The organism is Enterococcus sp. DIV2379, assembly GCF_050542965.1.
GTDB classification, from domain to species: Bacteria; Bacillota; Bacilli; order Lactobacillales; family Enterococcaceae; genus Enterococcus_D; species Enterococcus_D entomosocium.
The window spans coordinates 303,145-326,467 of record NZ_CP172938.1 but is presented as its reverse complement, the minus strand read 5'-3'; the positions used below and the strand labels follow the sequence as shown (position 1 = coordinate 326,467).

Annotated in this window: 23 protein-coding genes; 5 read left to right on the top strand and 18 right to left on the bottom strand. The window is 44.5% G+C overall.

What is annotated here, in order from left to right:
* Positions 1-28: 28 nt before the first annotated feature.
* Together IGI92_RS01575 and IGI92_RS01570 are read left to right on the top strand one after the other, a co-directional pair.
* Positions 29-883 (top strand): helix-turn-helix domain-containing protein, encoded by an 855-nt coding sequence (locus IGI92_RS01575; protein WP_086299000.1) that lies wholly within the window; start codon positions 29-31, stop codon positions 881-883.
* Between the two features lie 105 nt (positions 884-988).
* Positions 989-1,528, top strand: a complete 540-nt coding sequence (locus tag IGI92_RS01570) for a biotin transporter BioY (protein WP_061053646.1) — start codon at positions 989-991, stop codon at positions 1,526-1,528.
* A gap of 91 nt (positions 1,529-1,619) precedes the next feature.
* On the opposite strand, the gene IGI92_RS01565 is transcribed toward IGI92_RS01570, so the two are convergent.
* From IGI92_RS01565 to IGI92_RS01540, 6 genes are all read right to left on the bottom strand, one after another.
* Complete coding sequence (locus tag IGI92_RS01565) at positions 1,620-2,186, bottom strand: nucleotidyltransferase family protein (RefSeq protein WP_430607733.1); 567 nt, start codon at positions 2,184-2,186, stop codon at positions 1,620-1,622.
* A 30-nt stretch (positions 2,187-2,216) separates the two neighbouring features.
* The gene (locus tag IGI92_RS01560) at positions 2,217-2,966 is read right to left on the bottom strand and encodes a 3-oxoacyl-ACP reductase (protein ID WP_005232459.1); all 750 of its coding nucleotides are present in this window, start codon (positions 2,964-2,966) and stop codon (positions 2,217-2,219) included.
* A complete protein-coding gene (locus IGI92_RS01555; protein ID WP_005227147.1) occupies positions 2,963-3,184 on the bottom strand; it encodes a DUF2829 domain-containing protein in 222 nt (73 codons plus the stop codon). Before IGI92_RS01555 ends, IGI92_RS01560 begins: the two co-directional genes overlap by 4 nt.
* Positions 3,185-3,269: 85 nt before the next feature.
* The gene (locus tag IGI92_RS01550) at positions 3,270-4,163 is read right to left on the bottom strand and encodes a metallophosphoesterase (protein ID WP_005232461.1); all 894 of its coding nucleotides are present in this window, start codon (positions 4,161-4,163) and stop codon (positions 3,270-3,272) included.
* Between the two features lies 1 nt (position 4,164).
* Complete coding sequence (locus IGI92_RS01545; RefSeq protein WP_005232463.1) at positions 4,165-4,542, bottom strand: iron-sulfur cluster biosynthesis family protein; 378 nt, start codon at positions 4,540-4,542, stop codon at positions 4,165-4,167.
* A gap of 15 nt (positions 4,543-4,557) precedes the next feature.
* Positions 4,558-5,127 (bottom strand): GNAT family N-acetyltransferase, encoded by a 570-nt coding sequence (locus IGI92_RS01540; protein WP_005232465.1) that lies wholly within the window; start codon positions 5,125-5,127, stop codon positions 4,558-4,560.
* Positions 5,128-5,234: 107 nt separating this feature from the next.
* On the opposite strand from IGI92_RS01540, the gene IGI92_RS01535 reads away from it, so the two are divergent.
* Complete coding sequence (locus IGI92_RS01535; RefSeq protein WP_005232467.1) at positions 5,235-5,687, top strand: YueI family protein; 453 nt, start codon at positions 5,235-5,237, stop codon at positions 5,685-5,687.
* 14 nt (positions 5,688-5,701) lie between these two features.
* Positions 5,702-6,121 (top strand): hypothetical protein, encoded by a 420-nt coding sequence (locus IGI92_RS01530; RefSeq protein ID WP_005232469.1) that lies wholly within the window; start codon positions 5,702-5,704, stop codon positions 6,119-6,121.
* A gap of 71 nt (positions 6,122-6,192) precedes the next feature.
* On the opposite strand, the gene gshAB is transcribed toward IGI92_RS01530, so the two are convergent.
* Complete coding sequence (gene gshAB, locus IGI92_RS01525) at positions 6,193-8,457, bottom strand: bifunctional glutamate--cysteine ligase GshA/glutathione synthetase GshB (protein WP_430607730.1); 2,265 nt, start codon at positions 8,455-8,457, stop codon at positions 6,193-6,195.
* A gap of 245 nt (positions 8,458-8,702) precedes the next feature.
* Between gshAB and IGI92_RS01520 the strand changes: the two genes are divergently transcribed.
* Positions 8,703-9,071 (top strand): BlaI/MecI/CopY family transcriptional regulator, encoded by a 369-nt coding sequence (locus IGI92_RS01520; protein ID WP_005227140.1) that lies wholly within the window; start codon positions 8,703-8,705, stop codon positions 9,069-9,071.
* Between the two features lie 282 nt (positions 9,072-9,353).
* On the opposite strand, the gene ftsY is transcribed toward IGI92_RS01520, so the two are convergent.
* The 11 genes from ftsY to plsX form a co-directional block, all read right to left on the bottom strand.
* Entirely contained in the window at positions 9,354-10,646 is a 1,293-nt protein-coding gene (gene ftsY, locus IGI92_RS01515; RefSeq protein ID WP_087664795.1) for a signal recognition particle-docking protein FtsY, read from the bottom strand.
* Position 10,647: 1 nt separating this feature from the next.
* Positions 10,648-11,466, bottom strand: a complete 819-nt coding sequence (locus tag IGI92_RS01510; protein ID WP_016619609.1) for a Cof-type HAD-IIB family hydrolase — start codon at positions 11,464-11,466, stop codon at positions 10,648-10,650.
* 12 nt (positions 11,467-11,478) lie between these two features.
* Positions 11,479-15,057 carry a chromosome segregation protein SMC gene (smc, locus tag IGI92_RS01505; protein ID WP_430607728.1) on the bottom strand — a complete coding sequence of 1,193 codons (3,579 nt, stop codon included), beginning with the start codon at positions 15,055-15,057 and terminating at the stop codon, positions 11,479-11,481.
* A gap of 15 nt (positions 15,058-15,072) precedes the next feature.
* Positions 15,073-15,765: a ribonuclease III gene (gene rnc, locus IGI92_RS01500; protein ID WP_005227136.1), complete on the bottom strand. Its 693-nt coding sequence runs from the start codon at positions 15,763-15,765 to the stop codon at positions 15,073-15,075.
* A 213-nt stretch (positions 15,766-15,978) separates the two neighbouring features.
* A complete protein-coding gene (locus tag IGI92_RS01495; protein ID WP_430607726.1) occupies positions 15,979-17,763 on the bottom strand; it encodes an oligopeptide ABC transporter substrate-binding protein in 1,785 nt (594 codons plus the stop codon).
* Positions 17,764-17,779: 16 nt separating this feature from the next.
* Entirely contained in the window at positions 17,780-18,649 is an 870-nt protein-coding gene (locus IGI92_RS01490; RefSeq protein ID WP_153883525.1) for an ABC transporter permease, read from the bottom strand.
* A 63-nt stretch (positions 18,650-18,712) separates the two neighbouring features.
* Complete coding sequence (gene opp4B, locus IGI92_RS01485) at positions 18,713-19,669, bottom strand: oligopeptide ABC transporter permease (protein WP_005227132.1); 957 nt, start codon at positions 19,667-19,669, stop codon at positions 18,713-18,715.
* Positions 19,669-20,613, bottom strand: coding sequence for an ABC transporter ATP-binding protein (locus IGI92_RS01480; RefSeq protein ID WP_005232492.1), 945 nt, complete (start codon positions 20,611-20,613; stop codon positions 19,669-19,671). The genes opp4B and IGI92_RS01480 overlap by 1 nt, the downstream gene beginning before the upstream one ends.
* Entirely contained in the window at positions 20,614-21,621 is a 1,008-nt protein-coding gene (locus IGI92_RS01475) for an ABC transporter ATP-binding protein (RefSeq protein ID WP_005232494.1), read from the bottom strand.
* Between the two features lie 322 nt (positions 21,622-21,943).
* Positions 21,944-22,186 (bottom strand): acyl carrier protein, encoded by a 243-nt coding sequence (gene acpP, locus IGI92_RS01470; RefSeq protein ID WP_005227129.1) that lies wholly within the window; start codon positions 22,184-22,186, stop codon positions 21,944-21,946.
* 110 nt (positions 22,187-22,296) lie between these two features.
* Positions 22,297-23,316, bottom strand: a complete 1,020-nt coding sequence (plsX, locus tag IGI92_RS01465; RefSeq protein ID WP_430607723.1) for a phosphate acyltransferase PlsX — start codon at positions 23,314-23,316, stop codon at positions 22,297-22,299.
* Between the last annotated feature and the right edge of the window lie 7 nt (positions 23,317-23,323).

Below are 23,323 nucleotides of genomic sequence, written 5' to 3'. Positions count from 1 at the left end.
CTTAGAGCATGAAAGGGGGAATTCATTTATGAGTGAATTCAACATGAGAAAAATTGGTCAGCAGATCGCTACCAAACGCAAAGAAAAAAATCTGACCCAAAGCAACTTGGCAGACCAATTACTTGTCAGCTATCAAGCGGTCAGTAATTGGGAGCGGGGCAACTCACTGCCGGACATTGAAAAATTGCCGCAGCTAGCGGCGATTTTAGGCCTATCGATCGATGAGCTGTTAGGGAAGCCAGCAGCTGCGGTTCAACATTATCAAGCAGGAACCGCGCAGCCAAAAGAAATCGCCGAACTAGCTCCGCTGATCAAACCGCAAGAACTATCGGCACTGATTCAAGAAGAACCGTTTCAAGAATCTTCTTTAGACCTAGACTTATTGCCTAGACTAGCACCTCATTTGAATAGTGCTGACTTGCAGCACTTGCTTAATGGCGCCGAAAATATCCCAGAAGATGTCATGGAAGAACTCTTGCCGTTTTTGAAAAAGCCCCAAATAGAAGAGATCCTTAAAGGCAACCACTATTCCATGGCTTTTTGGGAAGAGGCGGCGCCCTTTTTAACCCCCAACTTTTTGGCGGGAGAAATCAAAGGCTGGCTTGAAACCCCTGACTTTCGCTTTTCTGAGATTGAAGAACTGCTTCCCTTTTTACCTGCACCGTATCTGGATGAACTCCTGCTGACGGCCCTGGAACAGCCAAACGTTACCGCATCAGAACGCTTGTCTTATGATGAAATCGAAGAACTGCTGCCGTTTCTGACAGAAGCAACGATCTGCCGTCTCGTTCAAGCACTGCCCTTCTCAACAGATGAATTGGAAGAAATCGCCCCTTTCCTCTCCTCAAAGAACTTACTTGTCCTATTAAAAAAAGGACACTAAAAAAACAAGATTCTTCTTTACTTTTGGTAAACCACCGCTTATAATTTCGTTAACCAAATAAATCTTTTTTAGGTTAACGAAATTATTACTAGAGAGAAGGATTCGATGAAATTATCATTACGTGAACAAATCCATGCCGCATTATTTGCGATCATTATTGCTGGTCTTTCCCAATTGACGATTCCGTTCGGTTTGATCCCATTGACAGGACAAACCTTTGCGATTGGACTGGCGGTGACTTTCCTCGGCACGCGAACAGGAACGATGGCGATCATCATCTACTTGCTGTTAGGATTGATCGGTTTGCCCGTTTTCGCTGGTTTTTCCAGCGGTATCGGTGTTTTGTTAGGACCAACCGGAGGCTATTTAGTCGGCTTCCTCTTTAACGGATTGCTTACTGGATTGGTCGTAGAAAAAACGGCGTTTCGCTACACAGGAGCAGTGATAGGCAATATTGTCGGTGCGCTGGCAACTTTGTTGTTTGGTACATTATGGCTGAAATGGAGCACTGGCATGGCATGGCCGGCGGCTTTTAACGGTGGTTTTGTTTTGTTTATTATCCCCGGGATCATCAAAGCCGTTGCCGCAGCTTATCTAGGTATCTTTTTAAGAAACCGCTTGGCGCAACGACTGGCTTTGCGTTAATAAAAAACACTCGCGTCATATGCAGCGATTCCCATCAGTTAGCTTTTTCGTCTAACTTTTGGAAATCGCCACATCACGCGAGTGTTCTTTTTTAGTTGTCGATCTCTTCAATCAACAACTGCGGCCAAACTTTCTGCCACTGCTTCTTCGCTTGGCGTTGTCGGTAAACCGCAAGGTACTGGTCATTTTGGGCGAAATGCGGTGTTGGACGCACCCGAAAACTGCAAACATCCTGCCAACCGAAAGGCGCCATCAATTCAATCTCGCCTTGTTTCATTCGTGCCGCCACCGCTGTACAACGCTCTGGAAACTTCGTTAAAGCATCGAAGGTACTTGTATAAGTGGGTTCCTCGGCAAAGTTGTGCTGGTGCATCAATGCTTGATTTCGAACCTCCCAAGGAAATTCGGGAAACGAACGGCGCAGTTGCGCTTCGATCGCCGCTGTTTCTTCTACGCTTACAGTCGGATCATAAAACACGACATCAATATCGGTTATCGGCACCTCCGCTATTTTTCCGCTGAGAAAACCCCATAAATAATTCCGCAGGTACCCGGCACACAGCCAGCAATCCGGCAGCTGTAACGCTTCAATGATCGTAAGCAGTTGTCGACATTCACGATTTTTTGCAAACAAGTTCTGGATCGCTTGTTCCTTCATTGGCGTCCTCCTCTAATGGGCTCAGGCTAGTTATTTCAAGGTCCAACCACCGTCGATGGGCACGATCGCCCCCTGCAAGTAACTAGCTTGCGGGCTGGCAAGAAAAAGGGTCAGCGCTGCAACTTCTTCTGGTTGCGCCCAACGCTTGACCGGCGTCTCCTCTGCCACCCATTGCGCCATTTTTCCGTCACCGGCAAAATCAGCCGCATTCATCGGCGTTTGAATCGCACCTGGCGCGATGCCCTTCACCGAGATCCCTTGATCTGCAACATCCAATGCCAACTGTTTGGTAAACCCGACGATCGCGTGTTTTGCGGTTGTATAAGCGATCCCACCTCCACCTGCGACCATTCCAGCGATCGACGCCATATTAATGATCGTTCCGCCACCATTGGCTTGCATCAGCGGCAAAATTTCTTTCGTTAAATAAAACATGCTGGAGACATTGGTTTGAAATATCTCCTCCCACTCCATTGATGTCGTCTCAGCGATCGTATGATAGCCATCTAGTTTCCCGGCTGTATTCAACAAGATCGTCATGCCACCAAAGTGTGTAACACAAGCTTGGACCGCTGCAAGACAATTTTCTTCCACCGCTAAATCGCAACACGTGCCGAAAAAGCGGGGCTGGGCTAAAAGCGTATCAGGAAACGATTGGCAGTCAACCCCAAATACTTGAGCGCCTTCTGCAAGAAACGCCTCTGCTTGCGCTCTGCCGATGCCTGAAGCAGCTCCTGTGACAAACACAATCGTTTTGTCATCGATCCACGATGCTGTCATTCCACGATTTTCCAATCTTCCGCAAGAATGTCGCAAACAGTCGGTGCGAAACTCGAGAATCCCTCATCTGCTGTTTTGATCAAAAAGTAAGGGGTGACTGGGGCATTGTCGTACACTTCGCCTTCAACGAATGTCACATAAAGTTCAAAACCGCCCCAACCTTCACGGATGATTTTTTTGCCGGCTTTTAATTCTGGTAAGATTTCTTCAAATGTCATAATTTTTCTCCTTTGTGTTTTTCTTCTAATGGTTTAAATTGCTTGGAAATTCAATTACGAAAACAAGCAGGACTCGGTTGCTGCGCTAATACGGCAGTAGTGTGATCGCTTGCGCCAATTCTTCTAAAAGATGCGTCGTTTTATAGTCCTCAAATGCCTCATGATGGTTTCGCAGCAGCGTCCGAACTTTCGTTGGCGAATATGCTTCTGCTAAGTGATTTTCCATAACGAACCGGCGGGTCAACTGCCATTCATAATAGTAGCCGAAGGGGCGGCAATAGTAGCTGGTTCCCGCAAGTTCTTTTTTCTCAAAGCGTCGATGGGTATGCCCAAAGACAACTGCCCGAACATTGGCGTAGCGGTCGATCACTGCGCCAAAATCGGGCGACCCTAAAAACGCATTTAGGTGATTCCAGCGGGCATACTTGCCGGTCTGACGAACAATAAACGCTTCTTGGGGCACAAAATGGGTAGAAAGAAGAATTTCTTGGTCTTGCGGCAAACGGGCCAATGTTTCCGCTAAACGCTCATTGATGGCTTGGCTGATTTCCTTATCCGATCCCTTTCGCTGAATCATGCGGTCATACCAAAACAAATTTTTCAGCCGCAAGATCTCAGATTCACTGGTCAGATCAGAATATTGGTAGTCATACCAGCCATTGATTCCCAACAGCAGTGTTTTTTCTGATAAGCGATACGTCTGAAAATTAAGAAAGGCGGGATCATCGAAAGCCTCGATCTCTTGTTCCGTCAAGTCCACCATTTCATGATTGCCCCAGTGAAAGGTCGTTGGCACCTGTCGACTTTGAAAAAATGCGACCACGTCTAATAGCCTTTGCTTTTTATTCGCCACATCTCCTGCCAGATGCAGATGGGTCACCTGATTTTGCTGCAAATAATCAGCGATCAGCTGCAGATGGGGGTCGAATAATTGGTTGATATCGACGTGCAAGTCGCTAATAACCGCCAGCGTGCCCATATCAGCGGCCTGCCGTCTGCTTTTCGATCCGTAACAATTGGACATCATTAGCTAAGATCCCGCTATTTCCCACCAATTGCAACCGTTGATAGGTCGGTTCCACCTGCATCCGAGTCTGTTCTTCTAAATACACCTGAGCCCCTTGCTTCAACCAAATCGTGCCTAAGGGTGTCGTTAAAGGGGTGTCGTAGATCGCCAATCCTTCTTCTGGATAGCTCTGTGGCACGATGATCAGGCGAAAATGGATGTCCAAACGGCAGGTGATCTCCGTTGCAGGAAACGGACCGACGCCGTCTTCAAAATCCAAATAGAGACGATCATCTGGCTGTACATAAGAGGTTATTTTTTCAATTGCTGCTGGCTCAATGTTCAGTTCCATGACGAGAGCCCTCCTTTACATAATACGTTTTTTCCATTCCTCCAGCGTGATGCCGCGCGTGACTTCATCGATGATTTCTTCACCCGATTTGCGGGCAGCTGGGATCGTTGCTTCCAATTTCATCCCAATTTTCTCCATGACCCGTCCAGACTTGGGATTTCGAGCATCATGTCGAGCAAAAATCCGAATCAATTCGAGTGTTTCAAAACCAAAATGCAGCAGTGTCATTGCCGCTTCTGGCATGATCCCTTGCCCCCAGTAATCGCGACTTAATGTATAACCAAGCTCAGCGATCTCTTTTTCAGATTCCACCCGTAAATCGATGGTCCCGATCATTTTGCCTGAGTCTTTTTCTTCGATCGCATATTTCCCTAAGGGTGCAGCAACAAAATACTCGGCAATGCGCAGTTTTGTTTCGTCAACCGACCCATGTCTAGCAAAGACGAAGGTCGTCGTTTCTTCATCATTTGCATAGGCAAACATGTCTGCTGCATCCGCCAAGGAAACGGGGCGCAAGAGCAGCCTCGGTGTCTCCAACCGCTGATTTTCTGCTAATAATAGCAAATGTCGTTCTTTTGTTGTCATAGGATCCCTACTTTCTATCAGAACTCTCTCACGATCGCACCCCTCTTTTGCTATTTGTTGGATATGCTATAATAAGCATAAGTAAACGCTTTGAGGAGGATACTTCAATGTCAGACGAATTAGAAAAACGCCTTGATACAGGAATGTATGGGACGCCTCGCGTCAACCCAGATGAACAGCGCAAGTATTTAGGCACGTTTCGTGAACGGTGTTATCTTAGTATGACAGTAACAGAAATGAAGAAGAAGGACAACCAGAAAACGCTCTTGAACGCCTTACCAGATTATCAAGGTGCGCTCGTGCTGCTCAACGGAAAATTGCCAGAATCGATCCAGACCGATTACATCACTTTACTGACCAAACAACAGATGGAATTTCGGATCGTCTCCGATGCCCAAGATGCCGGTCCAGACAGTATCGGCTTGCTGATTGCCGGGAAAGAAGCCGTCAATCAAGACGTCATCGATATCGAAAAAAAATACCCTGCAGCTGCCGCTCCATCAGATAAAGAGCACGAACAACCAGAGAAAACGTCATTTTGGAAACGTCTTTTCCATTAAAAGGAGGAACTATCATGGAACAATCAACACCGCCCTACCTTTCATTAAAGAAAGAACTGCTTGATGCTTTGGATTTGCATATCGATTTGTTGAAAACGGCCCCTACGATCGAATCGAGCCATCTGGATGGCGTATTGTTCATGATGCGCAGCTTGGGTTTTATGCTGGATCGCGCTCCGAAAGTACTCCTACTGGAGGATCAGAATGAAATGAACTTTATGATGTTTCAATATTATAGCCTCCTGTCGGAACTGAAGTACAATCTCGTTTTAAACTTTCCCTATGCCTCGATTCAAGGTGTACCGTTATTGACCTTGATCCAACGTTTTCCTACCACGTATGAAAAAGAAATGAAACAATGGTGGGAAGCCCGAACGGGTCTCAAGGTGGAAGAAACAAAACAAACGATTGAGATCGCTGCTTTTGAATCCTAATAAAAAAGACTGCACACTTTCGAAGGGAATCACCTTCCAGAGTGTGCAGTTCTTTGCTCTCTAAGCTTCCATCAGCTTTCGAAGACTTCAGGGAACAACAGGCGTAAAACAGACATAGTTAAGCGTCGGCCTTTCCCGCTGTATGGATAAACGTGCATATGCATCGCTGGGTTGAAATTGGCTTCAATGATTCCATAAGCCCCCGGTTCATTGGCTGGCTTGGTTTTATCTGGAATAATCAGATCGATTCCACTGATAGACGCTTGTAATGCGGCGACCGCATCGACTGCTACTTGTTTGTAGTCATCGTTGAAGTCATCCGTTACATCGATAGAATCACCGCCAGTACTGATATTCGAGTTTTCTCGCAGATAAACGATCTGCCCCTCTTCCGGCACTGAATCCACTTGATACCCTTGCTCTTTTAACATCAGTTGTTCCAGTTCCCCTAATTGGATCAACTCTAATGGAGTCCGATGATGGGTGCCGCGCAATGGATCGAGATTTTTCTCTGCGACGAGTTCCGTGATCGTGCGCTTGCCGTCGCCCACGACATTGGCTGGGATACGTAATAAAATCGCATCGACTCGCCCATCGATCACGAAGAACCGATATTCCGTCCCTGATAAAAAGGTCTCAACGAGGATCGAATCATCTTCCGCAAAGGCAATGGCGACCGCCGCTTGATAATCCTCTAAAGAGGCGCCTTCTTTGAAAATCGAGATACCGATCCCATAGTTGGTGGTTTTCGGTTTTACCACAAACCCGCTGTGGGCGATTTGCGGATAAAACGCGATCGCTTCTTCTGCCGAAGCGAATTCAGCACCACCTGGTACATGAAAGCCATTTTCGGCTAAGATTTTTTTGGTGACCGTTTTATTCGCCATGATCAATGGGACGATGTACTGATCCTTACTGGTCATATTGGCATTTTTAATATATTCGATGTGGTCTTTCACGGCTAATTTCAAGAACTGATCCGTTTCATCCAGTACCGTCACTTCGATACCTTTTTGGATCGCATCGAACAAGAGAATCTGGGTCGACAATTCCATTGCTCGAAAACCAGCCAATTGATACGGTTTTTCCCAAGCAGCTTGATGATACGATTGTCCCAGCAATGTTGCTGTCTGCGCTTGGCTGGTTGCTTGACTCGCTGAGAAAAGACGTCCAGCGAAGGTTCTTTCTGGTTCAGCCAGCATCTCAGAAAGCTGATCCAAAAATGGCGGATGCGGCAGCTCAAGGGCTTGGGCAAAGTCCATCATTTCAGCAATCAGCGCTTGCGCTTCTTGCTGATAAGTCAAAGGTGCAAGCGGATGTTCTAATGCGACCTGATCATTTTTCTGATTGCCCTCTTCGATCCACGCATCCGCATCGCTACCTTCTTCTTTTGTACTTAAAAACAATAAGAAGAAATGCAAGAATGCGACTTGCTCTTTGGAAATCCCATAGCGGGCAAAGGGATCGATGTCAATATTTCTTAACTCAATATAACGGATACTCGCTGAGGCTAAATCTGCGACCCGTTTTCCCCCACGTAGACGCACTGGCGCATAGAATTCTTTTTCTTCTGAAAGCTTTCCCGTCTCCACTAATTTGGCAATATCTGCAAGATAGGTCTCTAACGAAGCGTAAGATACCTTGACGTCTTCGTGATTCGTGTAGCCATAACGGCTATTGCGAATACTGCGGACTGGTTCTTGCGGTCCGTTTTCTGTCGTAAAATAGTTGGCTTCTGAAGCAGGAGTCGCCCCAAAGAAATACGTCAAAAACCAGCGATAGTGCAAATAATTGCGAGTTACTTTCAAATAAAGTGCGGTTTTAAACGTCTGGAAGCTTTCCTTCGTTTCAGACAAAGCATACAGCTGCTGCAAAAAGTCTTCCGCAAATTCGAAATTGAAATGAATCCCACTGACCATTTGCTTACGGCGACCATATGTTTTAGCTAAATAGCGGCGATAGAGCACATCTTCAAATTGGTCTAATTTAGCAATGACGATGTCTTCTTCTTTTTCTGGTAAAGCCGGTGGCATACTCAATGGCCAGAGCATTTCTTCTGCTGACATCGAACGATACGCCACATCATGAATAGCCCCTAAAAAACGGAACAATTCATCCACTGAATCAGCGACCGGCGTGATCAGTTCCAGTTGATTTTCCGCAAAATCTGTTTGGATATACGGATGGAAGCGCCGATTGCCCAGCGCTTTCGGATGATCGGTTCCCGCGAACGTCCCATCGAGCCGCACCCGTTGCGCTTCACGCTCAATCCCATAGCGTCCTTTCAATAAATAGGGAAAAAGCTCTTTATGTGATAACAATGTTTTTATTTTCATTCGACTGCCCTCTATGTTCTTCTACTATTTTTTTCTTATATTCTGTTTCTTTCCATCTATTATAGTGAAAAATGGTGAAAAATGCAGAAATTTGCTCCTCACTTGTAATATCTCTTACTAAAATTACCAAGAATTTATAAAATACTTGAATAAATTTGATATTTACCTTCAAAATAAAGTATACTGCTTATAGAACAGTAAATTATTATGTCCATATTACTCTTTTTTGAAAGGAAGAATAGTGAATGAAGCCACTTAATCTTACCAAACGCGAACGTCAAATCATGAATATCTTCTGGAATTCAGACAAACCTCTTTCTGCAAATGACATTGCTGTCCAACAGCAAGATCTAAGCAAGAATACCATTCAAGCAGTCGTACGTAAACTAAAAAACCACGACTTATTGAAAGTAGCAGATATCGGCTACAGCGGTACTGTTTTGACTCGGTTGTATTCTCCGAATGTGACCCAAGAAGACTTCTTAGCAGCAGAATTGTCTGATCAATCTTTATTGAATTTGATTACGAACTTTATCGAAACCAATAAAGATATCGATACGTTGAACAACTTGGAAAAAATGATCACTGAGCGCCAAGGGGAACTTAAGAAATAATCTTTCCCCCTCGTTCAACTCGTTGTATTCTGCCTGATACTTCCCAAAGTTTTTAGACAGTGCAGAAGAAAACGAATCGTTCAAACTGCTTTTCCTGATTTTTGGCAAAGTCGTGCATCGCTGTACCCACATTTGCCACGCCAAGTGTTCTCAGCTTTCCGTCACAAGTCAAGCTCATGGAAAGAGACGACGACCCGTTTTCTCTTCCCTTTGATCTCACAAAAGCAACAATAAAGGAGAGCCATGTGCAGGTATTTGACCTGACACAGGGCTCTTCTTTTTTTATTCTTTGATCAAGCCTTTGAATAAGCCGACGACAAATTCATTTGGATCAAATGGTTCTAAATCGTTAATGCCTTCTCCAAGTCCCACTAATTTGACTGGCAGCCGCAGCTCGTTACGGATCGCCAAGACGATCCCTCCTTTAGCTGTGCCATCAAGTTTGGTTAAGACGAGGCCAGAAACATCCGTCGTCTCTTTAAACTGTTTTGCTTGATTCATGGCATTTTGCCCCGTTGTTGCATCCAACACGAGCAAGACTTCATGAGGGGCCGTTGGGTCCACTCGCTGAATGATCCGTTTGATTTTTTCTAATTCGTTCATCAAATTGACTTTGTTTTGCAAACGACCAGCGGTATCTACTAATAAAACGTCAGCATTTTCTCGTTTTGCGCGCTCCATCGCATCAAACACAACCGCTGCTGGATCGCCTCCTGCATTGCCACGAACGACTTCAACCCCAGCCCGTTCACCCCAGACCACTAATTGATCGATGGCACCGGCACGGAAAGTATCCGCTGCAGCCAATAAGACTTTCTTGCCTTCGGCTTTGAATTGATGGGCTAATTTCCCGATGCTGGTGGTTTTTCCAACACCGTTCACGCCAACAAATAAAATGACGGTCAACCCCGGTTGCATGTTCAACTCGTTGACTTCACCGACACCCGCTTCCCCATATAGGTCAACCAATTTTTCGATGATGACATTTTGGACATCTGCCGTTTTCTTCACATTACGCAATTTGACTTCTTGTCTCAATGCATCCGCGATCTTCATCGCCGCATCAAAGCCGACGTCTGCGCCGATCAGCGTTTCTTCCACTTCTTCGAAGAAGTCTTCGTCCACCGTACGGAAGTTGGCAAACAATTCGTTCATCCGTTGCCCAAAGGTTTTCCGTGATTTCGTCAATCCTTTGGTGTATTTGTCCTGCACACTTTCCGTCTCTGGCGCTGCTTGAAGGATTGGTTCAGAAGCTGGTACTTCCTCTGATGGTGTATCCTTAGCCACTTCTTCTGGAATACTTGGTGCCTCTTCTCCTTTATTCGCTGTCGTTGCTTCTTGCTGCGGGGACACTTCCGCAGTTTCTTGCTCTGCCTCCAAATCACTGGAGTCGGCGGCTTCTGCAGGTGCCACTGGTTCTGAAGCGCCTTGTTCAGCAGGAGTTTGTGCTGGCTGGCTTTCTTCTGAACGCTGTGCCTCTGGTGAGTCAGCATCGACTATCGGTTTGTCGATTTCTTGCTCTGCTTCTTTGGTTTCTCCAATCAGCGCTTTTTTGATTTTGTCAAAAAATCCCATCTTACGCACCTCCTTTTAAGACATATTCTTCAATCACTGCTGCCACACCGTCTTCTTGGTTTGAAAGGGTGACAACGTCAGCCGCTTCTTTAATGATTGGCACGGCATTGGCCATCGCTACGCCAATCCCTGCATAGCGAATCATCGGCAAGTCATTTTCTTCATCACCGATCGCCATCACTTCTTCTTGCTTGATCCCTAAATCTTGCGCCAATAGGCTGATACCATAGGCTTTGGTGATTCCTTTAGGCATAAATTCCAACAGGTTATTCCGGCTTTTGATGATTTCATATTTCTCGCGGATCTCTGAGGAAATCTCAGGGATCTTAGGATCCAAAACTTCCTGATGGTAGGCGATCACCGCTTTATTATAGAGCATCGATTCATCCAGATCAGCTACGGCAAAAGGACGACAATCCAATAAAGGATTCAAGGAGCCATAAATCGATGGATGCGCTGCTGAAGTCGGCAAACTCAAGACGATCTCTTCTGATACCACGTCTAGAGGCAAATTTAAGTCTTCCGCCACTGAAACCAATTCATGGATATCTGCCAGCTGCATCGCTGCTTTTTCAATGATCTCGCCAGTCTCATTTTTTTGAACCAAACCGCCGTTAAAGGTGATGCTATAGTCGCCGGGTTCTTTCAGCGATAATTCTTCTAAATAGGGACGGATCGCCCGTAATGGACGTCCGGTACAAATAACGATTTTCACGCCTTGTGCTTTGGCACGAGCAAGTACCTCTTTGTTGCGAGGAGTCACTTCTTTTTTGTCATTCAATAACGTTCCGTCTAAATCGATCGCAATCAGTTTAATCATACCATTCCTCCTCTATGCTTGATCTGCTGCAAAACTACCGCCTTCACGCACTTCTTCTAAGCGCACGGACACGGTCTTCGACACTCCAGATTCTTGCATGGTCACACCATACAACACATCTGCTGCCTCCATCGTTCCTTTACGGTGAGTTACGACGATAAACTGTGTATCATTTTGGAAAGCACTCAAGTAATGACCGAAACGAGAGACATTGGCTTCATCCAATGCTGCTTCCACTTCGTCAAGCACACAAAACGGTACTGGACGAACTTGAATAATGGAAAACAATAACGCAATCGCAGTCAGTGCCCGTTCGCCCCCTGATAGCAAGCTGAGGTTTTGCAATTTCTTGCCCGGTGGTTGGGCCTCGATCTCAATCCCAGTGTTCAATAAATCTTTCGGATCTGTTAAGACTAATTCCGCATGACCGCCGCCAAACATATTAGGAAATACTTGTTTGAATTGCAGACGAATCGCATCGAAGACTTCGCCGAAACGGGTTTTGACTTCTTCATCCATTTCAGACATCGTATCAAACAGCTGTGCTTTAGCCGACAGCAGATCGTCTCGCTGACTCGTCAAGAACAAATGCCGTTGATTGACTTGCTCATATTGTTCGATCGCATTTAAATTGACTGGACCAATTTGTTCGATCGCTTGTTTTAGTTCCTGAATGTCGACTTTGGCTTGATCTGCATCCTCGATTTCAGAAAAATCTTGCGCGGCCTTTTCAAAGGTAAGATTGTATTCTTCTTGTAAATACAACAAGCGATTGTCCATCACCAATTCTGCGCGATTTTTTTCGATCTCAACTTCAGTTTTTTCTGACAGCTTTTCTTTTTGCGTTAAGTTTTCAGCACTCAGGGCTTCGTCTAATGCGCCGATTTCTTGTTGAACCACTTGCCGTTGTTCACGAATCACCGTCAATTCCGCTGTTACCTGCTGCTTGGTTTTTGTGAATGCTTCAATTCGCTGAAGAATGTTTTCTTCTGAGAACTCATGATCGCTGACGTTACTTGTCAAGGCAGCTAACTGCCGTTCTAAGGAGTGCTGACGCGCTTCGTTTTCTTCCAATGCTTGATTCGTAGCGGCAATTTTTTGCTGCAAATGCGCCACTTGTTCTTTTTGAACGGCGAAAGCTGCCTGCAAGCGCGCACTTTCTTGTGCTAAGGTTTGGCGTTTTTCCTCGATCAAGTCTTCTTCGGCATTCATTTGATGAATATCTTGATCGATTTTCGCCAATTGCGCCGCAATATTCTTTTGCTGTTCTTCCAAACTCGTCTTCTTCTCATCATATTCTTCAAAGAAGGCTTGCACTTCGCGATGTTCAAAATCAAACACTTGCTGCTCTTGCTTCAAGCGGCTCAGGTCATTCTCAAGATTTTGTAAGCGGCTTTGCAGCTCATGCTCCGTCATACGAGCCTGTTCCCCTTGCGTCCGCAATTCTTCTAGTGCTGCTTGTGCTTCTTTGGTCGCTGCTTCAAAATGCTGGACTTGCTTTTCCGTTTTTAAAAGCCGCTCATCCAGTTGTGCCGCTTGTGCCGTCAATTGTTGCAGCTCATTGCTTTGGCTAAACAAACTACCGGCATTTTTCTTCGTTGCGCCACCCGTCATGGAACCGCCAGCATTCATGACATCCCCTTCTAAAGAAACGACCCGATAGCTATAGTTCAATGCCCGTGCTAACGCATTGGCACTTTGCAAGTCTTCGGCAATCAAGATACTGCCTAACAAGTTATCCGTAATGGTTTGGATGTGTTCAGGCGACTGGACCAATTCGCTGGCAACACCGATAAAGCCAGACACTTGCTTAGCTTGATTGCGGGCATAATCTGGCAAATGACGGGCTTTGATGGTCGTCAACGGTAAGAAAGTGGCACGACCGCCGCGATTTTCTTTCAAATACGTGATGGCTGCCCGTGCATCTCGTTCATTTTCAACGACGACATGCTGTGCAGCGGCGCCTAGTGCGGTCTCGATCGCCACGGTATAGTCTTGTGGCACATCGATCAACTCCGCTACTGCGCCAACGATGCCGCTGATCTGTTGTTTGTTTTTCAAAATCAAGCGAACGCCTTGATAAAAACCGCTATAATTTTCTTGAATATCTTGCAGACTGCGCTGTTTCGCACGTACTTGCTGCACTTGACTCATTAACTGATACATTTTCTTTTGTTCTTCATCAAAGCGTTTTTTGTTGGTCTGGGCTTTTTCTTGAAGATGGATGTATTGCTTGCGTTGTTCTTCTAAAATCGCCTTAGCCTGCGTTAGCTGTTCTTCCACGATTTGCGCTTCCGTCGTCTTTTCTTTCAACGACGTATTCATTTGCGTCTGCTTGCTCAACGCCGTTTGATTTTTCGCGGCTTCTTGCTGGTATTGACGCTCCAAGTATTTCAATTCGTTTCCGATCGTTGCCTGCTCTTGCATGGCTTCGACATATTGGCTACGCAATTCTTCAATGATTTCTTTTGCTGAACGTTGGTACTTTTCCCGCTCTTGCTGACACGCCAGCATCGCTGCTTCAACTTCCTGCACACTCCGATTCTTTTGTGAAAGCAAGCCAATCAGTTCCGCTTTTTCTTCATTTAAAAGCGTGACCCGCTCAGTGACTTCCTCTAAAGTTTCTTGGTATTCGGCAGAGCTTTTTTGCGTATGCTTTGAACGTTCATCCAAGACTTCTTTTTGCCCTTCGGCTTGCTTCAGTCCTTCGGTGACCTCTAAAAGCTGCTGATTCAAACGCTCCAACGTTTCATCAAAAGCAGTACGTTGTTGCCGCAAAGAATGTAACGACAGTTCCCCTTGGTTGATCTTTTCGGAAATCTGCGCCAGTTCTTGGTTAAAGGTACTCAGTTGAGCTTTGGCTGTCTCCCACGCTTCTTTTGCTTTCGTGATCTCTAAGACCGCATAGGCCACATCAACCGTCGTCAATTTTTCTTTTAACGCTAAAAAACGGTTGGCTGCGTCACTTTGGGCTGCCAAAGGCACCAACTGATCTTCTAGTTCATAAATGATATCTTGTAGACGGCTTAAATTGTCTTCCGTTTCAAACAACTTTTGCTCGGCTTTCTTTTTCCGCTGTTTGTACTTCAATACCCCCGCCGCTTCTTCAAAAATCCCACGACGGTCTTCTGGTTTGCTGCTGAAAATTGCTTCTACCTTGCCTTGGGAAATGATCGAAAATGATTCTTTCCCCAGCCCAGAGTCCATAAATAACTCTTGGATGTCCTTTAAGCGGCAAGCTTGTTTATTTAAGAAAAAGTCGCTTTCGCCGGTTCTTCTCAAGCGGCGAGTCACGCTGATCTCACTGTAATCCATCGGCAAGTAATGATCGCTATTGTCTAAAACGATCGTCACTTCCGCTATATTTAGCGCTCTGCGGGTGTCAGAACCTGCAAAAATAACATCAGGCATTTTGCCACCACGTAGATTTTTGGCAGATTGTTCTCCTAAAACCCAACGAATCGCTTCGGTAATATTGCTCTTGCCGCTGCCATTTGGTCCGACGACTGCAGTCACACGATGTTCGAAATCAATGACTGTGCGGTCGGCAAAGGATTTAAAGCCGGCAATCTCTATTCGTTTTAAATACACTCCGCCAGTCCTCTCTTACTGTTCAAGATCCGCCAAGGCATTCGCCGCGGCGTCCTGTTCTGATAATTTCTTCGATTTTCCTTGTCCTTTTCCGATCAAGGTATCATCGCAATAGACTTCCGTCCAAAAAATCCGTTCATGGGCGGGGCCTGCTTCTTTGATCAAACGATAGTTGATGGAAACATCGCCGCCACGTTGCAAGACTTCTTGCAAGCGGGTCTTGTGATCCATCTCATGGGAAAAAGCACCTGCTTTTACTTTTGGAAAAACAACTTTCGTCAAAAAGCCGCTGACACTTTCCAGTCCTTGGTCCAAGTATAACGCACCTAAAAAGGCTTCAAATAGATCACAAAGCAAAGAAGGTCGTTTACGACCGCCAGAGTTTTCTTCCCCTTTGCCTAGACGAATGTATTCATCGAATCGGCAATCTTTGGCAAACATGGATAAACTGTCTTCGCGAACGATTGCCGCCCGTAGCTTCGTCAGCTTACCTTCGGGCAGATCTGGCAATTCACGATACAAATACCGTGAAACGATCAACTCTAAGACAGCATCGCCCAAAAACTCTAAACGTTCGTTATCTGACAAGTGCAAGTTGCGGTGCTCATTCACATAAGATGAATGCGTAAACGCTTGTTCAAGCAGATCTACATCATGGAACACAATATCAAACTTTTCTTTTAGTTCTTTCGTTAATTGTGTATTCATTTGTCACATTCCTTCATTAGTTTATCGACACTTCCCTATTATACTGGTTTTTGCCGAATTATGAAATGTTTCCTCCAAATTCTTGGAAAGACTGTAATAAAAATTTATCTACTTAATCTTCTCCTGTATAAAAAAGCCTGTTTTCCTCAGATACCCGCAAAAAAACAGGAAAAAAAGACGTCCCAGAAAGGACGTCTTTTCATCGATCATTGATTAACGAGATTCAGCTGTAACTGAAATTGTTGCCCAAGGATTGTAATTCACATCATAGGCCCATGTGAAGTCTTTGACACGATTTGATACAGGTAACACCGCACTACGGTAAAGTGTTGGGATAACAAATGCTTCATCAGCAGCATATTCTTGCCATGCATCAAACGCTTCTTTACGTTTTGCTTCGTCAAACGAATCTTTTGAATCGATTGCTTCTAGCAATTTCGTATTTTCTTCTGATTCAAAACGAGTGTAGTTGAACGCAGAGTTAGGTCCATACAAGCCCATTGGTGATGGGTCATAGCCAGTATTCCATGCACCTTGGTAAACATCAATCTCAGGATCATCATTTTCCAATTTGTCATAGAATGCTTGGAAGTCAATCAAACGACCAGTTGTGTATTGTACATCAAGTCCGATTTCATTCCATTGTTGGATGTAGTAATCTGCTAACGGTTGTGCTGTTTCGCCACCGGACATTGAAGCAAAGTTGATGGTCAATTTCTCACCATTTTTGTCTTCACGCATACCGTCGCCATCGACATCTTTGTAGCCAGCATCATCAAGTAATTGATTTGCTTTGTCGATGTTTAAAGTATAACCTTCAACATCTGTATTGTGTAATGAGCCAAATACTGGTGGGATCAATGTCGTTGCATTTGTACGCAAGCCATTGTAGAAACGGCTTCCGACAGCATCATTATCTAATGCATACCCCATTGCTTGACGCAATGATTTGTCAGCCATTTTTGAATCAGGATTATATTCTACTTTTCCTTCATCAGCATTCCATTTACCTAATTTGAAACCTAAATAGGTGTAAGCAGTATCTGTTCGGCCTAAGATTTGATAACCATCAGTATCTTTATAAGTAGGATACGTATCTGTCGGCATTGATAAAGCCATATCATATTGTTTTGCGTTCATCGCTTCAACAATAGATGAAGTTGGAACTGCTTTAAATGATAATTTATCTAGTTTTGGCTTATCTCCATAATAGTATTCGTTTGGAACGTACTCTACGGATTCACCAGCTACGATATTTGACATTACATATGGTCCGAAGACGATTGGATTTTTACGAACTTGATCGCTTGATTCCATATCTTTGACTTCGATTCCTTCAAAGGCGTGTTTTGGTAATGCAGAAGCCCAAATACCACCACCTGCTTGCATCATACCAGGGTGAACTTCTTTGTATTCGATTTTAACGACTTTGTCACCTTCTTTGGTGATACCAGAAATAGTATCAGCTTTGCCATCATGGTAATCTTCCATACCAACAATGTTAGTAAAGTTACTATCATAACGAATACCAGTATAATCTTTGTTACCAATTACTTCGTAAGTGAAGATGATATCATCTGCCGTAACATCTTCGCCATCAGACCATTTCAGGTTGTCGCGTAAAGTAATTGTTGCTGTGTTGTTGTCTTCATCTAGCTCAAGATTTGCAGCCCCGCCGTCAACAATTTTGAAATCAGCGTCATTGACGAATAAACTTTCATTACTTGGCAACATAAATTGTGCATCATAGTTATCTTGATAAAATTCTGTTTGGAACAACCCTTGGAATTGCGTATCCATCACTACTGCAACATCCAAAGTACCACCTTCGATTGCCTCTGCATCATTGCTAACTTCGATTGGGAAGTTGCTTACATCTTCCGTATCGTTTGCTGCATTGCCGCCACCAGAAGAATCGGTTCCGCCGCCGTTGCTGCCACAAGCTGCCAATGCTAACACTGACAAAAGAGTGACCATACCAAAAATATTTTTCTTCATCCTGTATCCTCCTTGTTTATCCTAGTCGTTGACGCGCATCCGCTGAACGCTTAAATGCTTGACCAACGTAATTGATACTCAACATCAAGACTAAAATTAGAATTGATGCGGGTAACCAGATCCACTGTCTGTTGACCAGCACATCACCGCTGCTGGCATATCCGATCAGTGTTCCCAAACTTGGAACATTGGTCGGCAGACCAAAACCTAAGAATGTTAGTGTCGTTTCAATACCGATATTCGCTGCAAAGTTCATTGTTAAGTTGGTGATGATCAATGAGCTAAGGTTCGGCATGATTTCGCGGAACATGATGACAAAGTCATTGGTTCCGAGGGTTTTCGATGCACTAACATAGTCGCGACGGCCTTCTGAAAGGGTCTTACTTCGGAAGAGCCTTGCTTTTCCGACCCAGTAAAAGGCACTCATGACCCATATAAAGGTCCAAACGTTATAACGAGGTACGATCGATACGATAACGATAATGATCAACATGATCGGCAAAATCATAACGAAGTCAACGATACGCATCAAAATGTTATCAATGATGCCGCCGTAGTAACCTGAGATGATCCCTAATCCGACCCCAACGATCGACGTAATGATCGTGATTGAAAAACCAATCAAGATTGAGTTACGCGCACCGATGATCAATTGTCCCCAAACATCACGGCCACCTTCATCCGCCCCTAAAAGGTAGGTGCCGCCGTTTGGCGAAATCGCGCCAGGTACAGCATATTTATCAAGGATGCTGACACGCATCACTTGTGATTGATCGATAACTGCCGAGCCGATAAACACGAATAATAAAACTGCGACTAACAAAACTAATGAAAAAATCGCCATTTTATCTTTTAAGAATTCGCGAAAAATCATTTTCAATCCCATAGGCGGGATGCTCTCTTGTTTTAGTACTTTTTCTTTCTTTTCAGACACATTTATCCCCTCCTATTACTGGATTCTGATTCTTGGATCGACAATACTCATGATGATATCTGACAGCAGCGTACCGATCAAGGTCGCTAGTCCTAAGATCAATGTCAGTGAAGTGATCACGGCATAGTCCCGTTGGACGATACTATCGATAAACAGTTTTCCGACACCTGGGTAGGCGAAGATTTTCTCAATGACCACAGAACCTGCGATCAATGACGTGATCTCGTAGCCCATTTGTGATGCGATCGGCAACGATGCATTCCGGAAAACGTGACGTGAGAAGACTTTGTTCGTTGGTACCCCTTTTGAACGAGCGGTACGAACGAAATCCAATGATTTCGAATCAATGACTTCACTTCGCAAGTATTGGATCGTCACTGCTGTTCCTAATAACGCAGAAGTGATTGCCGGTAATAGTAGGTGATACAAGCGACTCCAAAACTCAGCCATGCCGCTGACCCCCGGTGCAACGGAACCACCCGTTGGGAACCAAGCCAATCGGTAACCGAAGATGAACAATGCGATCAACGCAAAGATAAACAACGGTACGGCGAAACTGAAGAAGTTGTAAACAACGACGACTTTATCAAGCAATGAATTTTGGTAACGTCCTGCCCACATCCCTAAAGGAATGGCAATCACGTAAGTCAAAATGACCGTCAATAAGGATAACCACAATGTATTGCTGATACGTCCTGCTAATAATGTTGAAACAGGCAATTTAAAGATGAAGCTTTGTCCAAAGTCCCCTTTTAAGGCATTTCCGATCCAACGGAAATACTGGGTATACCATGGGTCATTCAAACCAGCGGCTTCACGCATCCGCTCAATAACAGCTGGATCTTGGTTTGGATTGATCAAACCAGTAAATGGATCCCCAGGCATTGCTTGTGCAATCAAGAAAATCAAGATACTCAAAATAATGACTTGTGGGATCATCAACAACAAACGACGTAGAATTGTTTTCCACATTATTCAGCACCCCCGTTTTTCAATGCGACTTGGTGCGACTCGGTGATTTTACGCAAGTCATACACTCTGCCAGATTCGTCGTAGTAATCTTTTTGATGGGTCACATATTCCAACTCGACCTTGCGGCGGTTTTCTTTGTGAGCATCGCGATTTTTTACGTCGATTTGAGGAATCGCTGATAATAAACGTTTTGTATAGATGTGACGCGGGTCTTGGTAGATATCTTCCCGGGTCCCGATCTCAACGAAGCGGCCTTTGTACATGATGGCGATATTGTCGCACATATGTTTTACGACCCCTAAGTCATGAGAGATAAATAAGAAACTTAAGCCGAATTCTTGCTGGATCCGTTTCATAAAGTTCAGTACCTGTGCTTGCACGGATAAGTCAAGAGCTGAAACCGGCTCATCGGCGACGATCAGTTTTGGATTGGAAGCTACCGCACGGGCAACCCCTAACCGTTGACGTTGTCCGCCAGAGAATTCATGCGGATATTTGTATAGGGCATCTTCTGGCATCCCAACGATATCCAACAAACTTTTCACACGTGTTTTCTCTTCTTGATCGCTTAAGCGTTCAAAGTTGCGCAATGGTTCTGCGATAATGTCCACCACACGTTTTTTAGGATTCAAGCTAGACATTGAATCTTGGAAAATCATTTGGACATCTTTGTTGTAGTTCATTTTCTTGCGGACAGAACGTTTAGTCACGTCTTGCCCATCATAAATGATTTCGCCGCTAGTGATTTTTTCTAACCCAACGATAGCTTTCCCAGTTGTGGATTTACCAGAACCAGACTCACCAACCAATCCGTAGGTTTTTCCTTTTTCAATGACGAAGTCCACACCATCAACGGCGTACACGTGATCCGTGACGCGGTTGAAGAATCCGCTGCGAATAGGATAGTGGACTTTCAGATCTTTGATTGTAATTAATTCTGTCATCTACACTTCTCCTTCTTCGTCTCTAAAATGAAAATGCTTGTAGCATGTGCAACGGACCAAATGATCAGGTGCTACTTCATGCAAGACTGGGTTTGCTTCGTGGTCGCTTTCAGGGATCCAAGGAATCCGTGCAGCAAACCGACAACCAGTCCGAGGCATATTTTTCAAGGAAGGAACCACCCCTTCGATCACATGCAGTTCACTGTCTTGAGAATTTTCTTGAGGGATCGAGTTAAGCAATGAGCGGGTGTATGGATGTTTCGGATTGGCAAACAACTCTTCGGCTGATGCGACTTCCACAAACTGTCCCCCATACATTACGGCTACTCGGTCGGCCATCTCTGCTACGACACCTAAATCGTGGGTGATCAAAATGATCCCCGTTTGCGTTTCTTCTTGCAAATCTTTTAGTAGATCAAGGATCTGTGCTTGGATCGTCACGTCCAACGCTGTCGTTGGCTCATCCGCAATGATGATTGGCGGTTTACAAGCAATCGCGATCGCGATGATGACCCGCTGACGCATCCCACCAGACAATTCATGAGGGTATTGACGTCCTACACGTGGCGGATTTGGAATCCCAACTTGTTCTAATAATTCTAATGCTCGTGCTTGGCGCTGTTCGGCATTCATATCTGTATGATAAGACAAACCTTCTTTGATTTGGTCTTCGATCCGCATCAACGGATTCAGTGCAGACAACGGATCTTGGAAAATCATCCCAATATCATTTCCGCGAATTTTGTTGTATAACGTTTCATTTAAGTTTGACAAGTTTAAATCTTTATATAAGATTTCCCCAGTGATTTTCGTGTTGTTTGGGTCATGTAGCCCCATGATCGTTGTAGCCAACGTACTTTTTCCGCAACCAGATTCTCCTACGATTGCTAAGATCTCATTACGATCCAGTGTAAAAGAAATACCATCTACTGCGTCATAGTAATCGTCTTTGATACGAAAACCTGTGTGAAGGTTTTGAACATCTAGTAATTGATTATCTCTGGACAATCGAATACCCCTCTCTACTTTCTAAGATGTCTTGCGTTTTAATGTAAAAAAGAAGGAACATGCATTTCATTTCCAAAAGCTTTCTTAACATTGTATAATATATTCTTAATAATTATATAGAAATGCTAACAATAATGCAAGTCCCAGAAAACTTAATACACTGAATTTTCAGAAAATTTACATTATGCTTCCAACGCCGTCATGTCAGGTTTAACGATCGTTTTTTTGATTTCGATTCTAAAGAAAAGCCGCCCAAATCACAGCGGATCAATTATGAGAAAGAAAGAGCTAAGTCATCTAGGACTTAGCTCTTATGTCTGTCTTAAGCAAGATGGCTTGAAATATAATCAACCGCTCCACCGACTGTTTCGATCTGCTCGGCATCTTCATCAGAAATCTCGGTACCAAATTCATCTTCTAGTTCAAGGACGAATTCCATCACACTGATCGAATCAGCGTTCAAGTCGTCTTTAATGCTCATCGTATCCGTTACGTTCTCTGCGTCAATTTCAAAATGATTGGCGATCACGACCGCAACTTTCTTGAATACTTCATCTCGTGTCAACTGGCTTCACCTCCACGCGTTTGCACAAAACATAGAATGGCTAACAAACATTGTACTGCTTTCTATGCTTTTTGTCTAGATTTTTTTGCAATTTCATTACAATGATTGCATTATGATTGCGTTTCGTCTTTTGCAGCCGGCATTTCTTCAAAGTGGGCGACCAATTGTGCCACGACATCTGTTGCTAGCATCGTATGGATCTGCTTGATGGTGTACGCTACCGCTTCTGGTCCTGTCGCACCATGGGTTTTGATGACTGGTGCTTTCAAACCAAACAATACGGCCCCGCCATGTTTCGCATAATCCATTTCATTTTTCACTTTCCGCAATGCATCTTTCAGTAACAATGCGCCTAATTTTCCTTTGGTACCTGAATCAAGAATCGATTGTTTCAACAACGCCATCAAGTTCAAGGCGGTTCCTTCGATCGATTTCAAAACAGCGTTCCCAGTAAAGCCATCTGTCACGACGACGTCAGCTGCACCATCCAGTAATTCCCGGGCTTCGACATTGCCGATAAAGTGGATCGTAGGATCCGCTGACAGCAGTTCAAAGGATTTTTTCGTTAATTCACTACCTTTGGTTTCTTCCGTTCCGTTATTTAACAAGCCGACCCGTGGTCGATTGATCCCACGAACTTTTTGGGCGTAAAAGGATCCTAAGACGGCATAGTTTGCCAAATGTTCTGGTTTATTGTCGGCATTGGCACCTAGATCCAGCATATCAAAGCCAGCATCTTTGCCGATCACTGGCATTGTGGACATCAATCCTGGACGATCGATTCCTTTGATCCGACCGACAATAAACAAACCAGCCGCTAACAAGGCACCGGTATTTCCAGCTGAAAAAATCGCATCTGCTTCGCCATTTTTCACTGCTTGTGCCGCTAAGACCATTGAAGCAGTTTTTTTCCGTCTGATTGCTTTGACGGGTTCGTCATCACTATTGATTTTTTCATCTGTGTGGATGATAGTGACATTTTTATCATCCGTCATGTATTTTTTGATTTCATTTTCTTTTCCGTAAAGGAGGAATTCAATCTCTGGAAAGTCTTTTTTCGCCAGCATGACTCCTTCTACGATCGCTTTTGGGGCGTTGTCTCCGCCCATTGCATCAACAGCAATCCGCATCTCGCTG

Excerpts from the sequence above, each read along its gene's own strand:
- opp4B (WP_005227132.1), bottom strand. The coding sequence starts at position 19,669 with ATGTGGAAAACAATTCTACGTCGTTTGTTGTTGATGATCCCACAAGTC.
- IGI92_RS01555 (WP_005227147.1), bottom strand. The coding sequence starts at position 3,184 with ATGACATTTGAAGAAATCTTACCAGAATTAAAAGCCGGCAAAAAAATC.
- IGI92_RS01520 (WP_005227140.1), top strand. The coding sequence starts at position 8,703 with ATGAAGCCACTTAATCTTACCAAACGCGAACGTCAAATCATGAATATC.
- IGI92_RS01570 (WP_061053646.1), top strand. The coding sequence starts at position 989 with ATGAAATTATCATTACGTGAACAAATCCATGCCGCATTATTTGCGATC.
- IGI92_RS01550 (WP_005232461.1), bottom strand. The coding sequence starts at position 4,163 with ATGGGCACGCTGGCGGTTATTAGCGACTTGCACGTCGATATCAACCAA.
- IGI92_RS01535 (WP_005232467.1), top strand. The coding sequence starts at position 5,235 with ATGTCAGACGAATTAGAAAAACGCCTTGATACAGGAATGTATGGGACG.
- IGI92_RS01545 (WP_005232463.1), bottom strand. The coding sequence starts at position 4,542 with ATGGAACTGAACATTGAGCCAGCAGCAATTGAAAAAATAACCTCTTAT.
- IGI92_RS01540 (WP_005232465.1), bottom strand. The coding sequence starts at position 5,127 with ATGACAACAAAAGAACGACATTTGCTATTATTAGCAGAAAATCAGCGG.
- IGI92_RS01565 (WP_430607733.1), bottom strand. The coding sequence starts at position 2,186 with ATGAAGGAACAAGCGATCCAGAACTTGTTTGCAAAAAATCGTGAATGT.
- IGI92_RS01575 (WP_086299000.1), top strand. The coding sequence starts at position 29 with ATGAGTGAATTCAACATGAGAAAAATTGGTCAGCAGATCGCTACCAAA.
- IGI92_RS01510 (WP_016619609.1), bottom strand. The coding sequence starts at position 11,466 with ATGATTAAACTGATTGCGATCGATTTAGACGGAACGTTATTGAATGAC.
- IGI92_RS01490 (WP_153883525.1), bottom strand. The coding sequence starts at position 18,649 with ATGGGATTGAAAATGATTTTTCGCGAATTCTTAAAAGATAAAATGGCG.
- ftsY (WP_087664795.1), bottom strand. The coding sequence starts at position 10,646 with ATGGGATTTTTTGACAAAATCAAAAAAGCGCTGATTGGAGAAACCAAA.
- gshAB (WP_430607730.1), bottom strand. The coding sequence starts at position 8,457 with ATGAAAATAAAAACATTGTTATCACATAAAGAGCTTTTTCCCTATTTA.
- IGI92_RS01560 (WP_005232459.1), bottom strand. The coding sequence starts at position 2,966 with ATGACAGCATCGTGGATCGATGACAAAACGATTGTGTTTGTCACAGGA.
- rnc (WP_005227136.1), bottom strand. The coding sequence starts at position 15,765 with ATGAATACACAATTAACGAAAGAACTAAAAGAAAAGTTTGATATTGTG.
- IGI92_RS01495 (WP_430607726.1), bottom strand. The coding sequence starts at position 17,763 with ATGAAGAAAAATATTTTTGGTATGGTCACTCTTTTGTCAGTGTTAGCA.
- plsX (WP_430607723.1), bottom strand. The coding sequence starts at position 23,316 with ATGCGGATTGCTGTTGATGCAATGGGCGGAGACAACGCCCCAAAAGCG.
- IGI92_RS01530 (WP_005232469.1), top strand. The coding sequence starts at position 5,702 with ATGGAACAATCAACACCGCCCTACCTTTCATTAAAGAAAGAACTGCTT.
- IGI92_RS01480 (WP_005232492.1), bottom strand. The coding sequence starts at position 20,613 with ATGACAGAATTAATTACAATCAAAGATCTGAAAGTCCACTATCCTATT.